Origin of the sequence: Nocardia salmonicida NBRC 13393 (assembly GCF_001613085.1) — a bacterium.
Lineage (GTDB): Bacteria > Actinomycetota > Actinomycetes > Mycobacteriales > Mycobacteriaceae > Nocardia > Nocardia salmonicida.
The window spans coordinates 1-15,123 of the sequence record NZ_BDBR01000063.1 but is presented as its reverse complement, the minus strand read 5'-3'; the positions used below and the strand labels follow the sequence as shown (position 1 = coordinate 15,123).

The window sequence follows — 15,123 nt, the reverse complement described above, 5'->3', positions numbered from 1 at the left end:
GCCGAACTTTGACCACTCCTGCTCCCAGTACTTTGAACGGGAACTTCCCCAACGTCGTCGTCACGTCGATGGCGGCGACCACGTCGATCGCTGGTGATGTCGATGCGACGTGGAAGGGACTCCTCAACGGTGAGAGCGGAATCGACGTTCTCGAGGATTCCTTCATCGAGGAATACGACCTGCCGGTGCGAATCGGCGGTCACCTGAAGGTCAGCCCCGACACCCTGCTGACCCGGGTCGAGATCCGCCGCATGGCGTATGTCGAGCGCCTGGCGACCGTCCTCGGTCGTGAGGTGTGGAAGAACGCGGGCAGCCCTGAGGTCGACAACGACCGTCTCGGCGTCGCGATCGGCACCGGACTCGGCGGCGGCGACGCCCTGATCGACTCGGTCGACAAGCTGAAGAACGGTGGCTATCGCAAGATCTCGCCGCTGGCTGTTCAGATGGTCATGCCGAACGGTCCGTCGGCGGTCGTCGGTCTCGAGCTGAAGGCCAGGGCGGGAGTGGTCACTCCGGTCTCGGCGTGCTCGTCGGGTTCGGAGGCCATCGCCAACGCGTGGCGGATGATCGTGATGGGTGACGCCGACATCGTCGTCACCGGTGGTGTCGAGGGCTTCATCGACTCGGTGCCGATCGCGGCGTTCTCCATGATGCGTGCGATGAGTACCCGCAACGACGATCCCAAGGGCGCCTCGCGTCCCTTCGACAAGGATCGCGACGGTTTCGTCTTCGGTGAGGCCGGCGCGCTCATGGTCATCGAGACCGAAGAGCACGCCAAGGCTCGCGGTGCCACCATCCACGCTCGTCTGCTGGGTGCCGGTATCACGTCCGACGGTTTCCACCTGGTCGCTCCCGATCCCGAGGGCACCGGTGCGGCCAGGGCGATGACGCGTGCGATGCAGACCGCTGGTCTGACCAAGAGCGACATCACCCACATCAACGCCCACGCGACCGCGACGCCCATCGGCGACTCCGCCGAAGCGAACGCGATCTACAAGGCGATCGGCAAGCACGCTTCGGTGTACGCGCCGAAGTCGGCACTCGGTCACTCGATCGGTGCCGTCGGCGCCCTCGAGTCGATCCTCACGGTGCTCGCTATCCGGGACGGCATTGTTCCGCCGACACTGAACCTGGACAACCAGGATCCGGAGATCGATCTCGATGTGGTGCACGGGGAAGCCCGTCGCCAGGAAATCGAGTACGCGATCAACAATTCCTTCGGTTTCGGTGGGCACAACGTCGCGCTCGCCTTCGGTCGGGCATAAGCCGCCGACTGCATTCCGATCCCCGGTGGGGGTCGTGCCAACTGAATGGTTCGACCCCCACCGGCGGTTCGCCACAGCAGCCGCCGCAGCGGCAATCTCTTTCGAAGGAGTGAGCGCGATGACCATCATTGCTCCCGCGTTTCAAGACACCACCACCGATCCGCGCGACCCACTGGGTCGGCTCCAACGTTTCTTCGACCCCGGCACCGTCCTGCCGCTGCATCCGCGCGACCGCTCCGGCGTGCTCGCCGCGATCGGCGAGGTCGACGGGGTCCGTACCGTGGCCTACTGCTCCGACGCGACCGTCATGGGCGGCGCGATGGGCGTGGAGGGCTGCAAGCACATCGTCGACGCGATCGACACCGCGATCGAATCCGGCATTCCCGTCGTCGGGCTGTGGCACTCCGGTGGCGCGCGCCTGGCCGAGGGTGTCGAGGCACTGCACGCGGTAGGCCTGGTCTTCGAGGCCATGGTTCGCGCGTCCGGTCTCGTGCCCCAGATCTCGGTGGTACTCGGCTTCGCCGCCGGTGGCGCCGCCTACGGTCCCGCGCTGACCGACGTGGTCATCATGGCGCCCGAGGGCCGCGTGTTCGTCACCGGACCCGACGTGGTTCGCTCGGTGACCGGCGAGAACGTCGACATGGAGACCCTCGGTGGTCCCACCACACACTTCAAGAAGTCCGGCGTCTGCCACATCGCCGCCGATGACGAGGCCGATGCCATGCACCGCGCGCGTCGGCTGGTGTCGATGTTCGCCGAGCAGGGTGACTTCGACCTGATCGCGGCCGAGCACGGCGACGTCGACCTCAAGGCGATGCTGCCGGAGTCGGCCAAGCGCGCCTACGATGTGAAGCCGATCGTGCACGAGCTGCTCGACAACGTCGACGGCGAATCCTCCTTCGAGGAACTCCAGGGTGGTTACGCCCGCAGCATGGTCACCGGCCTCGGCCGTCTCGGCGGTCGCACCGTCGGCGTCCTCGCCAACAACCCGCTGCGCCTCGGCGGCTGCCTCAACTCCGAAAGTGCCGAGAAGGCTTCACGTTTCGTGCGTCTGTGCGACGCCTTCGGTATCCCGCTGGTCGTGGTCACCGACGTCCCCGGCTATCTGCCCGGCGTCGGCCAGGAACTCGAGGGCGTGGTCCGCCGCGGCGCGAAGCTGTTGCACGCCTTCGCCGAAGCCCGCGTTCCCCGCGTCACCCTGGTGACCCGCAAGATCTACGGCGGCGCCTACATCGCCATGAACGCCCGTTCCCTCGGCGCCACCGCCGTCTACGCCTGGCCCGGCTCCGAAGTGGCCGTCATGGGCGCCAAGGCCGCCGTCGGCATCCTCCACAAGAAGGCACTGGCCGCCGCCCCCGAGTCCGAGCGCGAAGCCCTCCACGAGCGCCTCACCGCCGAACACGAGCAGCTCGCAGGTGGCGTCGAACGCGCCGTAGCCATCGGCGTAGTCGACGAGGTCATCGACCCCGCCAAGACCCGCAGCATCATCGCCGCGGCCCTCGCGTCGGCACCAGCACGCAAGAGCCACCACAAGAACATCCCGCTCTGATCTGACCCGTACTCCGGTAACCCCTGTCGCTGGTTCGAACCAGCGACAGGGGTTACCGCGCATAATGGCAGGGTGCGCTATGAAGAACTCGCAGATGTCCCGTGCTCGATCACGCGGCCGCTGGTGATCTTCGGTGATCGCTGGACCTTGCTGATTCTGAAGTACAGCTTCGCCGGAGTGCGCCGGTTCAATGCGTTCCAGAGCGCGCTCGGCATCTCACGCAGCCGGTTGCACGATCGCCTCGAGCGCCTGATCGAGCATGAGATCCTGGTGAAACGCCCGGCCGAGGACGGTGCCTACGAGGAGTACCGCCTCACCGAGAAAGGCCACGCCATCTATCCGATCCTGATGGCGATCCGCGACTGGGGCGACACCTACATGGCGCCGGACGGGCCGCCGGTGGAATACCGGCATCGCGGCTGCACGGGTGAAGCGCACGCGCATCTGACATGCGACACGTGCGACTTGGAGGTCACTGCTCGAGATATCGAGCTGGAAGCCGGTCCCGGAATGACCTCGGCCGCACGTCCCGCCTGACTCAGGACGTATGCCAGGTGATCTGGTCCTCCAGAGGCGCGCGGGCGGTGCGGAAGGTGTTGATGGGGTGGTCGCGGTCGGGGTGGCCGAAGGAGATGCCGAACACGACCTTGCGGGTGTCGGGGATGGCGAAGTACTCGCGGATGAAGGGGGCGTAGGAGGCCAGGGCTGCCTGGGGGGCGGCACCGAGGCCGAGGGCCTGGGCGCCGAGCAGGAAGTTCTCGAGCCAGAGGCCGCAGTCGATGGCGCCGTAGATGCCGAGGTCGGCTTCGGAGGTGACGATGGCGACGTGCGGGGCGTCGAAGAACTCGAAGTTGCGCACCATCTGGCGCATGGTCTTCTCGTGGTCGCCCTTGACGATGCCGACGCTGTCGTAGAGCTGGAAACCGCAGGTGCGACGACGGTCGCGGTAGATGCCCTCGTAGGCGGCGGGAAATTCGAAATCGGGTGCGGTGCCGACGGTTTGGATGTGGTCGAGGAGTTCCTTGCGGAACCGGTCGGTGCCCTCGCCCGTGGTGACCACGACCTGCCACGGTTGGGTGTTGCACCACGAAGGGGTGCGCTGCGCGAGGGTCAGGAGCTGTTCGATCGTCGCGCGGTCGACCTGTTCGGGGGCGAACTGGCGGCAGGTCCAGCGTTCGTCGGCCAACCGCCGCAGGGTGGCGAAATCGCTGTCGTGGTCGGTCTGCGCCATCGCGCGGCTCCCTTGGCTACGGAGAACTAGTCTCATTTTGAGACTAACTTAGCAGGTGGGTCAACGCCGCGGAACCCGCCGACACCGCGCATTCGGGTGTCGGCGGAGCCGAAATCAGTCGCGTCGACGGGCGACGACCGAGATCGCGACACCGATGCCGACGACCAGCGCCGCTCCCGCCCCGATCAGGACATACATGGCCCACGGCCGGGCGACTGTGGCCGGACTGCTCACGGCGACAGGCTGTTCTTGCGCCGCCTGCGCGCTGACACCGAGGTAGGTCGGCCCGGGTTCGGCCGTGCCCGACACGGTGACGTCGAGCTGCACCGGAGTCGGCGGCATCGCGTCCGCGCCCATGGGAATGCCGAGTTTGACGGCGATGTAGTGCCAGCCGGCCACCGACTCCCGCTGTACTTGCGCGTCGGACTCTTCTCGATTGGCGTATCGCACCGGCACCGAAGCCAGCGTGAGTTCGGCGCTCGACCTGCCGGTGTACGCGGCGGTGTCGGAGTCGATTGCGCGACCGAGCGGCGAATACAGGGTGGTTTCCACATTCGACGCGGCGGTACTGTTCGCGCCGCCGGTCTCGGCGAACCGCACGCGGTAGGCCAGTCCCTGCCCCCAGTCGAGCCGCACGCGATAGAAGACGTACTCACCCGACTGCAGCGTGTCGGTGAAGTTGCCGCTGCCGGGCAAGGTGGCGGCGGCCGTGAACGAGCCCGCACCGCTCACCGGTTGCGCGGGCCCGGCCGGGTCGGTGAAGGTGACCGGGGTGCTCACCGCGGCCGGTCCGGGATCGGTGACCCCGGGTTCGACGCCGACGAGTACTTCCAAGGGCAGTCGCGCGGGCGAGCCCTTGGCCACCAGATCCCAGTTCAGCTCGAAGTAGTAGCGACCCGCACCCTTGCACTTCGCCGAATCAGCGCTGGTGGGTTCCTCGGTCGCTCCCTTGAAAGCTGTTGCGACGGTGAGCGCCACACCGTCGCTGGCTCTGGTCTCGAGTTCACGCTCGCGGATAGTGCAGTCCACGCCGTCGCGGCCGTAGACCCGCAGTTCCAGTGCGTTCATGTCCTCGGTCGTGGAAACGCCCTTCGCCCGGGGGAACGAGACGATCCCGGTGAAGTAGGCGGTGGCGCCCGCGGGCACGTCGACCGCGTAGAACCGCTTCTGCTGCTGGCCGACGGTGTCGAGGTACTGGCCGGGCTTCGCGATCGGGGCGGTCCGGTATTCGTCGGTGCCGGTGATGGGTGTGCCGGAGGCCTGGTAATTGCGCAGGGCGGCCGAACTGACCCGCGGCAGAATGCGTTCCAGCGCCGCGCCGTCGGCGGCATCGCTGTAGGTGCCGCCGGTGGCCTGCGCCATGCAGGTGAGCTGGGCACGTGCCTTGTCGTCGACGGCGAACCCGATCGAGTGCACGATCAGGTCGAGGCCCTGCTGCTTCAACTCCCTGGCGACCTCGCACGGGTCCGGCGGCGAACAGGTGTCGTCACCGTCGGAGACGAGCACGATCGAACGCGGCCCGGAATCGGGCAGCGCGTCGACGGCCTGGCGCAGCGCGACGCCCATCGGAGTCCAGCCTCGCGCCTGGATACCGTCGACGGCGGCGGTGAGGGCGGGCTTGTCGATGGTATTCGGCTGCTGCAGCACCTGCACGTCGCGGCAGCCCGCCGCCTTGTCCGCCTCGGAATTGGTGGTGCCGGTGCCGTAAGTGGTGAGACCGACCGAGGATTCGGCAGGCGCCGAGGCGACGAAACTACGGACGGCCCGCTTGGCGGAATCCATCATGGTGCCGCCCTGATCGGGGCGCTCCATCGAGCCGGAGGCGTCGAGGATCAACATGGCCGGCGCGTAGTGCCCGGGGTCGGCGTGCGCGAGGACCGGGAGAGACGCGGGCAGCGCGGCCAGGGCTACGGCGGTGAGTGCGGCGGTCAGCGTGCTGAGTCTCGACATCGTCCTCGGCTTCGGTGCAGCGGGGTGAAACCGGACAGACGTTACCTATCGACCACTTCTTGCTCTACCCCTGCCGAAGTGGTGCAAAGCACTGTTTGAAACACTCGATGGCATATGCGCAGGTGAAGCCTTCGCGCTACGGCCTGGCTCGCGCCTGCGCCGCATCGGGTCCGTTCCGGGGCACAATCGACCGCATGGCTTTGCAGGCCCGCGACGCGCACGAGCGCAAACGGCACGGCAGGCACTACACGCCACCGGAGCTCGCGCGGTTCCTGGCGCGACGGGCGCTGCGCTACGTCCCGCGCGCCGGGGAGCTGCGTGTGCTCGACCCGGCCTGCGGGGACGGCGAGCTGTTACTGGCGGTGCATCGGGAAATCGCCGCGAGCGCACCGGATGTCACGGTTCATCTCACGGGATATGACCTGGATCGAGAGGCTGTCAACGAAATCGCCGGGCGGGCTGCCGCGCTCGGCGTCGAAATAGACTGCCGTGCGGGCGATTTCCTGGCGGCATCCGCTCATCTGGCCGACGGCTCCTTCGACCTGATCATCAGCAATCCGCCGTATGTCCGGACCCAGCAATTGGGCGGGGCGACTGCCCAACTGCTGAGCAAGCAGTTCGGCCTCCGCGGCCGGATCGACCTCACCCATCCCTTCGTGGCCGTCGCGCCGAGGCTGTTGACTGGCGGGGGAGTGCTCGGATTGCTCTGTGCCAATCGGTTTCTCACCACGCGGGCCGGGGCGAACCTGCGCCGGATCCTCACCGGTGAACTGACGCCGGTGGAGCTCTACGACCTCGGTGACACCAAACTCTTCGCCGCCGCGGTGCTGCCCGCGATCACCGTGGCTCTGCGCGCCACCGGCCCACCCGACTGCCGCTACGTCTCGGTCTACGAGGAGCTGGGCGTCGAACCCGATTGCACTACCGAGCTTTTCGACGCCCTCGCGGGTGAGGACGCCTGTCTCGTCCGCGAGGGCGGGCGGGTGTTCGCGATAGAGGTCGGCGTGTTGGCGACCGGCGAATCCGCGAGCATCGCAACGGTCCCGACGGGCGGGCCGTTACCCGGCCCTGCGGTGGTGGACCCGGTCGACAGTGGCCGGTCCGATCGTCACGGGGACACCGCCTGGCGTATGTCGCGCCCCTCGGTCGATCACTGGCTCGGCCGCATCGCCGATCGCACCTGGCGCTCGTTCGGGGAGACGGCACGCATCAGGGTGGGGATCAAGACCACGGCGGATCGGGTGTTCATCTCGGACCGGTGGGACCAGATGGATCCGACGCCCGAGCCCGAGCTGCTGCGGGAATTGATCACCCACCATGATCTGCAACCGTGGCGAGTCGCGATGGCGCGTGGCACGAGGGTGCTCTATCCCTACGATCTGCGCAAGCCACGGCGCACCCCGATCGATCTCGCCGAGTTCCCCGGTGCGGCCGCGTATCTGCGCTCTCACGAACAGGTGCTGTCGGGCAGACGCTATGTCCTCGACGGTGGCCGGAAGTGGTTCGAGATCTGGGTGCCGCAGCGCCCGCACCTCTGGGGCGCCCCGAAATTGGTGTTCCCCGACATCAGCGAACGTCCGCGCTTCGCGCTCGATCGGTCGGGCGCGGTCGTCAACGGTGACTGCTACTGGATCTCGCTCACCGACCTCGGCAGTGGCCGATCAGCCACCGACCTGGCATATCTGCTGATGGGCGTGGCGAATTCGGCACTGGGCCTGCGGTTCTACGATGCAGTCTGCGGCAACCGGCTGTACTCGGGCCGACGCCGCTGGATCACCCAGTACGTAGCGCGACTGCCGCTGCCCGATCCGGCCTGCGCGGCGGCGGGTGAGGTCGTGCGAAGGGTACGCGCGCTGCTGGAAGACGGTGTGCCGGTGGCTGATTCGGGCATCGATGAGGTGGTGGCGGCGGCGTTCGGGGTGTCAGGGGAGGTCGCGGATACCGACCATCGGTAGCAGGGTGCGCCGCGCGAACTCCCGCCCGGCTTCCGCGTCGTCGAGCGGAATGAGCCCGTCCGGGGTCAGCGCCAGCGACAGGGCCAGCCTCGCCATGATCTCGGCGACCAGATCGGGGTCGAATTCGGGGACCGGTAGTTCGCGTAGCTTCTCGGCCAGATACGCACGCCCGACGGCGAGAATCGGCCCGGCCTCGGTGGTGAGGCGAGGCAGGATGATCTCCGGTTCGGTGCTGAGCAACCGGCGCAGCAGTTCGTTGCCCGCGATGGTGGTGACGAAGGCGACGAAGATCTCGACCAGCTGTTCGTCGGGTGCGGTGACCGCGCGTACCCGCTCGTCGATATCGGTCACATAGCGCTGCGCCTCGCGCACGCCGACGGCTTCGACCAGGTCGTTCTTGGATTCGTAGCGCCGGTACAGGGTGGCCGGGCTGATGCCGGCCCGCCGCGCTATCTCGCCCATGCTCGTGCGTTTGATCCCGTAGTCCAGGAACGCCGACAGCGCACTGTCGAGCAGCTTTTCCCCATCGGTGACGGGTTTCTCGAGTATCCGCGCGAGGATCGACGAAACAGTAGGCATTACCCCATTATCCCTATGGGGAAAGATCCAACGCGGCCATCTCCTGCTCGATCGCATTGGCCGCGAAATGCACTCCGGAAGAACGGAGTTCGTGAACGCGGATGTGTAGTGCCTCGATGCCACCGGGCTGGGCGGCGATATCGGCAACGCTGAGCCGACCCGTCGCTCGGTGCACACCGGAATGCATGTATGCCACCGTGATACCTCCTGCCTCGCGTATCCGGTTGCCGATCGCCACTCTCATGATCGGCACGCAATACGCAGGACAAATGCTATCAGGGAAACCTACTGGTCACTTGCTCAGTGTGACTAGTCACAACACCTCGGCGGCACGGTGGTTGGTCAGATTGTGCAGATACACCGCGGCGTTGAGCTTGATCCCGTCCTGCTGGGCCTGGGTGAGCTCACGACGCACCTTGCCGGGCACGCCGGCCACGAGCGAGCCGGGCGGAATCTGCGCGCCCTCGGGAATCAGCGCATTGGCCGCGATCAGGCTGCCCGCACCGATCACCGCGCCGTTGAGCACCGTCGCACCCATGCCGACGAGGACATCGTCACCGATGGTGCAGCCGTGCAGAATCGCGTTGTGGCCCACCGAAACGCCGGTGCCTACGGTGAGGGCGAAACCGGGGTCGGCGTGCAGCACGCAGCCGTCCTGGATATTGGTGCGTGCGCCGATGCTGATCTGTTCGAGGTCGCCGCGCAGGACCGCCGAATACCAGACGCCGACCTCGGCGCCGAGGCGCACCCGGCCGATCACGGTCGCGTTCGGCGCGATCCAGGCCGTGTCGTCGATCTCGGGAGTGAACCCGCTCACCTTGATGATCATGAACGTCATTATTGCGCCGCACCGCGGAACTGCGCGCGGTGGGCCGCGGGCGACGTGCCGAGCATGCGGTGGAAGTGGTGGCGCAGGCTCACCGTGCTGCCGAAACCGGTGTCGCGAGCCACGCGGTCGACGGTGTCGTCGGTCGACTCCAGCAGTAGCCGGGCATGGTCGATGCGCTGCTGCAACAGCCACTGCTGGGGGCTGGTGCCGGTGCGATCGCGGAAGCGGCGGGTGAAGGTGCGTCGCGACATCAGTGCCTCGCGGGACCAGTTGTCGAGGTCGACGGCGGTGTCGAGGCGGGCGCGAGCCCAGGCCATCGCGCATTCGATCGGGTCGTCGGGGTCTTCGTCGGGTACCGCGATCGGGATGTACTGCGCCTGCGAACCGTTGCGGTGCGGGGCGGTGACCAGCGATCGCGCCAGTTCGGTGGCAGCGCGTGCGCCGAGGTCGGTGCGCACGATGTGCAGGCAGCAGTCGAGTGCCGCGGCGACGCCGGCGGAGGTGATCACGTCGCCCAGGTCGCTCCACAGGGTGTCGGCGCGCACATTGATCGCGGGATAGGCCAGGGCGAGGGCGTCGGCGGCGGCCCAATGGGTGGTGACGTCGCGGCCGTCGGCGAGGCCGGTCGCCGCGATCGCCCAGGAGCCGAGGCACAGCCCGATCAGCCGGGCGCCGTTCGCGTGGGCGGTGTGGACCGCCTCGTTCAGCGCGGGCGAAATTCCTCGGTCGCGTAGCCATCCGGGAAAGACCACCAGATCGGCGGTGCTCACGATGTCGAGGCCGTGTCGGACCGTGATGTCGAAACCGGCTGCCGTGGACAGTGTTCCGGGCTCCTCGGCGCATACCCGCACGTCATAGGGCGACGTGTTGTCGACGCCGATGCCGGATCTGCCGAACACCAGGGTCGGCACCGACAAGTGGAACGGACTGATTCCGTCGAACGCGATCACGGCCACCGAGGTCATGGCCCGATCTTATCGGTGTACGGCCTGCAGGCCACTGTCAGGACGGGGCTCGCTCGGCGAAAGTTGTCCACATGACCGAGATGATCACCCGCCCCGCTCTGGCCGCCGCCCTGCATATCGGCGGTCCGACCCTGCGTTTCCGTTACGCCGGACTGACCTGGCTCACCGATCCCACCTTCGACGAGCCCGGCGACTACCCGGGTCCGATCACCCTGCACAAGCTCAGCGGTCCCGCTGTGCCGGTCGAGGAGATCGGAACGATCGATGTCGTGCTCCTCTCGCACGACCAGCACGCCGACAACCTCGACAACGCGGGTCGCGCCCTTCTCGCTCGAGTCGACACGGTCCTGTCGACCCCCGACGCCGCGGACCGGATCGAGGGTGTGCGCGGTCTGGTGCCGTGGGAGACGGTGACCGTCGGCGCGGTGGAGATCACCGCGGTACCCGCGCTGCACGGACCGCAGGGGTGCGAGCCGTTCAGCGGTGTGGTCACGGGATTCGTGTTGCGTGCGCCGGGGGAGCCCACGGTGTACGTCTCCGGTGACAACGCGTCGGTGGAACTGGTGGAGCGGATCGCCGAGCGGATCGGACGCATCGACGCCGCGGTGTTGAACATCGGCGGGGCCAATGTGGGGCGGTTCGGCGACAGCGACGTCACATTGAATGCCCGCACCGCCGTCGCGGCCGCCGAGGCGCTCGGGGACGCGGTGATCGTCGCCGTGCACGCGGAGGGGTGGGGTCACTTCAGTGAGTCGCTGGATTACCTCGAGCGCACCTTCGCCTACGCCGATCGCGCGCACCAGCTGATCGTTCCGGTGCGGGGTGAAATGTTTTCGGTGTGAGCGGCGATTCCTTGAATAGTTCTGCTATCTAACATCTTTCGTCGACCCGCGCCTGCTCCTGGCAGGCGCGGGTCCGTGTGCTGAGGAGAAGACGTGTTGCGGAAGTTACTGAGGGGCAATCTGTCTCGCGTGGTTCTCGGTGTGCTGCTGGCCTCGGTCGTATTCGCGGTCGGTGCGTGTTCGTCGGATGGCGGCGATTCCGGTGGGTCGGGATCGAGTTCGGTGTCGAAGACCTCGGCGACCGCGACCGCAACGACATCGGTGTCGCCGACGAGTTCACCTGCGGCCGCGACTGTTCCGGGGGGTTCGGGCGGCGGATCGGCGCCGGAGTCGTCGTACTATCACTCGCCCACCCAGGCTGCGCCGGGCACGCCCGCGCAGGGCGAAATTCCACCCGGGCACACCTGCGTGCCGGGCCCGGAGTGTGGAACGGATTCCTGCGGTCACAACGAATGTGGACTCCCGCCCGGGCACACGTGCATGCCGGGCCCGGAGTGCGGAACAGACACCTGTGGTCACAACGAGTGCGGCGAGACGGCCCCGCCGGTCACGACAACCGTGGACCCGACTACCACCACCCCGCCTCCGGTGACGACAACAGAGCAAACGACATCGCCGTCCGCCACCACGGCTCCGGCGACCGCCCCGGAAACCACGTCGAGCCCGGCGGCTGCGGCCCCGGCGTAGACGGGAGGTCGCGACAGGCGATCGAGGCGGCGGGTGAGCTCTGGTGCGGGTCCTAGGCTTGTCGGATGACGCGAACGGGCGTAGTCGTCGGGGTGCCGACGGAGGTCAAGGCGCAGGAGTTCCGGGTGGCGCTCACGCCGGCGGGCGCCGCTGAACTGGTCGGGCGCGGGCACGAGGTGCTCGTGCAGGCCGGTGCCGGGGTCGGGTCGGGATTCGCCGACGACGACTATCGCGCCACGGGTGCGCGGATCGCGGCCGACGCCGATCAGGTCTGGGCTCGATCGGATCTGGTGGTGAAGGTGAAAGAACCTGTCGCGCAGGAATATCCGCTGATGCGCCGCGATCAGGTGCTGTTCACCTTTCTGCACCTGGCGGCGTCGAAGGAATGCACCGACGCGATCCTGTCCTCGGGGATCGTCGCCATCGCCTACGAGACCGTGCGTGGGGCCGACGGATCACTGCCGTTACTCGCGCCGATGAGCGAGGTGGCGGGCAAGCTGAGCGCGCAGGTCGGGGCCTATCACCTGATGGCGCCGATGGGTGGCGGTGGTGTGCTGCTCGGTGGTGTGCCCGGGGTGCGACCGGCCGACGTGGTGGTGCTCGGCGGCGGCGTCGCGGGGACGAACGCGGCGAGTATCGCGGTCGGCATGGGAGCCCGGGTGAACGTGCTCGATACGAATCTCGCGCGGTTGCGTGTGCTCGACGCGCGCTTCGCCGGCCGGGTCGGCACCCTCGCCTCGCACGCATTGGAGATCGACAAAGCCGTGGTCGCCGCAGATCTGGTGATCGGGTCGGTCCTGGTGCCGGGAGCCAAGGCGCCGAAATTGGTCTCCGACGAACTCGTCGCGCGGATGCGGCCCGGCTCGGTCCTCGTCGACATCGCCGTCGATCAGGGCGGTTGCTTCGCCTCGACCAGGCCGACCACGCACGCGAATCCGACTTTCCCCGTGGCTGATTCGCTGTTCTACTGCGTGGCGAACATGCCGGGCGCGGTGCCACATACCTCGACCGTGGCACTCACCAACGCCACCCTGCCGTTCGCGCTGGTGATCGCGGACAAGGGATGGCGTGGAGCATGCGCCGCGGACCCGGGTCTGGCCGCGGGTCTCACAGCTGTCGACGGCAAGCTGCTGTCCGCCGAAGTCGCGGCCGCGCACGGGTATTCGATCGGCGCATAACCGGAACGGGCTACTCGCCGCCGCCGAGGTACCAGTCCGGGTTGCCCTCGGTGGGGAGGTCGCGGAGCTTGTCGGGATTACGGACGACGTTGATCGCCACGACGCGGCCCGCGTCGATGATGAACGAGAAAACTCCGACATTGGTGCCGTCGAAGACGACCAGGCCGGGCATGCCGTTGACCAGCACCGACCGACCCCAGCCGTTCGCGGTGTTGTACCAGCCGAGCAGCATCTTGGCGATGAGCTCCGCGCCACGCACCGGCTGACGGATGGCGGGCACCTTGCCGCCGCCGTCGGCGGTGAGGACCACGTTCTGGTCGAGCACGCCGAGCAGCGAACTCAGATCGCCTGAACGCCAGGCCAGCGCGAACGCCGAGACGACCTTCTCCTGTTCGACCGGGGACGCGGGAAAACGTGGCGTGCCGTTCTCGACATGTTTGCGGGCGCGAGAGGCGAGCTGTCGGACCGCGGCGGGCGTGCGTCCGACTACCTCGGCGACCTCGGGGCCGGTCATGCCGAACACATCCTGCAGCACGAAAGCGGTGCGTTCGGCGGGCGAGAGCGACTCGAGGACCACCAGCAGCGCGGTGGTGACGCGTTCGTCCTGGGAGATACGGTCGGCGGGATCGTCCCAGGAAGTGACTTCCGGTTCCGGCAGCCACTCGCCGACGTACTGTTCGCGACGGGCGCGCGCGGACCCGAGCTGGTCCAGGGCGAGGCGGCCGATGACCGTGGTGAGCCAGGCGCGCAGGTTGTCGATCTCGTCGGCCTTGCCCGCTTCGAGCTGTCGTTGCAGGCGCAGCCAGGCGTCCTGCACCACATCCTCGGCGTCGGTGAGGCTGCCGAGCGTGCTGTAGGCGAGTCGACGCAGGTAGGGGCGATGTTCCTCGAAGCGGCGGGCCAGTTCGGCCTGGTCGAGAGGCTGCGGTGAGGTCATGGTGTGCGCCCGTTCGGTTGATCTTGCTCGGTCCCGGCGAGTCTAGAAGTGCCGTCACAGTGATGACGAACCAGTGGTCGCCGGTGTGACATCCCCGCCGCCCGCTACCCTCGGCCGGTGCGGAAAGCGACATCGACGGCGGTCGGGCTGGTGCTGGGGTTCGTGCTCGATCGGGTGTTCGCCGATCCGCGGCGGTGGCATCCCGTGGCCGGATTCGGTTCGGCGGCAGTGGCATTGGAAGCGAAGACCTACGTCGATGATCGTCGCGCCGGGGTGGTGCACGAGGTGATCGCGGTCGGCTCGGTCGTCGGAATCGGTCTGCTCGCCACCCGCGGTCGGGGGCGTGGCGGTGTGCTGGTGACGGCGTTGGCGACGTGGACCGCGCTGGGTGGTCGCAGCCTTGTGCGCGCCGGGTTCGCTATGGCCGACCGTCTCGAGGCCGACGATCTCGCCGGTGCCCGCGAACTGTTGCCGTCGCTGTGTGGGCGTGACCCGTCGGTTCTCGATGCCGATGGACTCGCGCGCGCCGCTCTCGAATCCATTGCCGAGAACACCTCGGATGCGACGGTTGCTCCGTTGCTGTGGGGTGCTGTCGCGGGGGTGCCGGGGGTGCTCGGGTATCGCGCGGTCAACACTCTCGACGCGATGATCGGTTACCGGAACGAGCGGTACGAGCGGTTCGGTTGGGCTGCCGCTCGGACCGACGATGTTGCCAATCTCGTTCCTGCTCGCGTTACCGGGTTGCTTACTGCCGGCCTTGCGCCGCTTGTCGGTGGGAGTTCTTCGGGGGCGTTGCGGGCGTGGCGACGTGATGCGGGTGGTCATCCGAGTCCCAATGCTGGGGTTGTCGAAGCGTCTATGGCTGGGGCTCTCGGGATCGGGCTCGGGGGGCGTACGGAGTACCGGCATGGGGTTGAGCTTCGGCCGACTCTTGGGGATGGGCCTGCGCCTACGGCTGGGGATTTGCGGCGGGCGGTGCGGGTGTCGGCGGGTGTGCAGGTGGGGGCGGTTGTGGTGGGTGTGGGGGTCAGTTTGTTGCGGGGGCGGTTATGGAGATGACCTGGGTTCGGTAGTCCCAGGTGGTTTGACGCTGTGTTTATTGGCGCGCTGGCGCGCGCGTGTCCGCGGCCCTGAGGGGCCGCCGGTCAGGCGCCGG

General features: G+C 67.7%; 14 protein-coding genes. 7 read left to right on the top strand and 7 right to left on the bottom strand.

The window, feature by feature from the left end:
- Nucleotides 1-8: 8 nt before the first annotated feature.
- From NS1_RS36515 to NS1_RS36505, 3 genes are all read left to right on the top strand, one after another.
- Complete coding sequence (locus tag NS1_RS36515; RefSeq protein WP_062992022.1) at nt 9-1,265, top strand: KasA/KasB family beta-ketoacyl-ACP synthase; 1,257 nt, start codon at nt 9-11, stop codon at nt 1,263-1,265.
- Between the two features lie 118 nt (nt 1,266-1,383).
- Nucleotides 1,384-2,814 (top strand): acyl-CoA carboxylase subunit beta, encoded by a 1,431-nt coding sequence (locus tag NS1_RS36510; RefSeq protein WP_056821154.1) that lies wholly within the window; start codon nt 1,384-1,386, stop codon nt 2,812-2,814.
- 72 nt (nt 2,815-2,886) lie between these two features.
- Nucleotides 2,887-3,351 carry a winged helix-turn-helix transcriptional regulator gene (locus tag NS1_RS36505; RefSeq protein ID WP_062992020.1) on the top strand — a complete coding sequence of 155 codons (465 nt, stop codon included), beginning with the start codon at nt 2,887-2,889 and terminating at the stop codon, nt 3,349-3,351.
- A gap of 1 nt (nt 3,352) precedes the next feature.
- Here NS1_RS36505 and NS1_RS36500 read toward each other — a convergent pair whose 3' ends face one another.
- Complete coding sequence (locus NS1_RS36500) at nt 3,353-4,045, bottom strand: nitroreductase (protein ID WP_062992018.1); 693 nt, start codon at nt 4,043-4,045, stop codon at nt 3,353-3,355.
- A 114-nt stretch (nt 4,046-4,159) separates the two neighbouring features.
- Nucleotides 4,160-5,995 (bottom strand): vWA domain-containing protein, encoded by a 1,836-nt coding sequence (locus NS1_RS36495; RefSeq protein ID WP_062992016.1) that lies wholly within the window; start codon nt 5,993-5,995, stop codon nt 4,160-4,162.
- A gap of 194 nt (nt 5,996-6,189) precedes the next feature.
- Between NS1_RS36495 and NS1_RS36490 the strand changes: the two genes are divergently transcribed.
- Nucleotides 6,190-7,950 (top strand): Eco57I restriction-modification methylase domain-containing protein, encoded by a 1,761-nt coding sequence (locus tag NS1_RS36490; RefSeq protein ID WP_062992013.1) that lies wholly within the window; start codon nt 6,190-6,192, stop codon nt 7,948-7,950.
- Here the strand turns inward: NS1_RS36490 and NS1_RS36485 are convergent.
- The 4 genes from NS1_RS36485 to NS1_RS36470 all read right to left on the bottom strand — a co-directional run bounded on the left by NS1_RS36485 (nt 7,918) and on the right by NS1_RS36470 (nt 10,323).
- Nucleotides 7,918-8,529, bottom strand: coding sequence for a TetR/AcrR family transcriptional regulator (locus tag NS1_RS36485; protein ID WP_056821144.1), 612 nt, complete (start codon nt 8,527-8,529; stop codon nt 7,918-7,920). The two genes, NS1_RS36490 and NS1_RS36485, sit on opposite strands and share 33 nt — an antisense overlap.
- Before the next feature lie 13 nt (nt 8,530-8,542).
- Complete coding sequence (locus NS1_RS36480; protein ID WP_062992070.1) at nt 8,543-8,725, bottom strand: hypothetical protein; 183 nt, start codon at nt 8,723-8,725, stop codon at nt 8,543-8,545.
- Nucleotides 8,726-8,842: 117 nt separating this feature from the next.
- Nucleotides 8,843-9,358, bottom strand: a complete 516-nt coding sequence (locus NS1_RS36475; RefSeq protein ID WP_056821791.1) for a gamma carbonic anhydrase family protein — start codon at nt 9,356-9,358, stop codon at nt 8,843-8,845.
- A gap of 8 nt (nt 9,359-9,366) precedes the next feature.
- On the bottom strand, nt 9,367-10,323 hold the full coding sequence (locus NS1_RS36470) for a GlxA family transcriptional regulator (RefSeq protein ID WP_062992011.1): 957 nt from the start codon (nt 10,321-10,323) through the stop codon (nt 9,367-9,369).
- A 71-nt stretch (nt 10,324-10,394) separates the two neighbouring features.
- Between NS1_RS36470 and NS1_RS36465 the strand changes: the two genes are divergently transcribed.
- Together NS1_RS36465 and ald are read left to right on the top strand one after the other, a co-directional pair.
- Nucleotides 10,395-11,165, top strand: coding sequence for an MBL fold metallo-hydrolase (locus NS1_RS36465; RefSeq protein ID WP_062992009.1), 771 nt, complete (start codon nt 10,395-10,397; stop codon nt 11,163-11,165).
- Between the two features lie 752 nt (nt 11,166-11,917).
- Nucleotides 11,918-13,030 (top strand): alanine dehydrogenase, encoded by a 1,113-nt coding sequence (gene ald / locus NS1_RS36455; protein ID WP_062992005.1) that lies wholly within the window; start codon nt 11,918-11,920, stop codon nt 13,028-13,030.
- A 10-nt stretch (nt 13,031-13,040) separates the two neighbouring features.
- Here the strand turns inward: ald and sigJ are convergent, their stop codons facing one another.
- Nucleotides 13,041-13,967 carry an RNA polymerase sigma factor SigJ gene (gene sigJ / locus NS1_RS36450; protein WP_062992003.1) on the bottom strand — a complete coding sequence of 309 codons (927 nt, stop codon included), beginning with the start codon at nt 13,965-13,967 and terminating at the stop codon, nt 13,041-13,043.
- A 117-nt stretch (nt 13,968-14,084) separates the two neighbouring features.
- On the opposite strand from sigJ, the gene NS1_RS39640 reads away from it, so the two are divergent.
- Nucleotides 14,085-15,026, top strand: a complete 942-nt coding sequence (locus NS1_RS39640; protein ID WP_084504778.1) for a cobalamin biosynthesis protein — start codon at nt 14,085-14,087, stop codon at nt 15,024-15,026.
- The last annotated feature ends 97 nt before the right edge of the window (nt 15,027-15,123 follow it).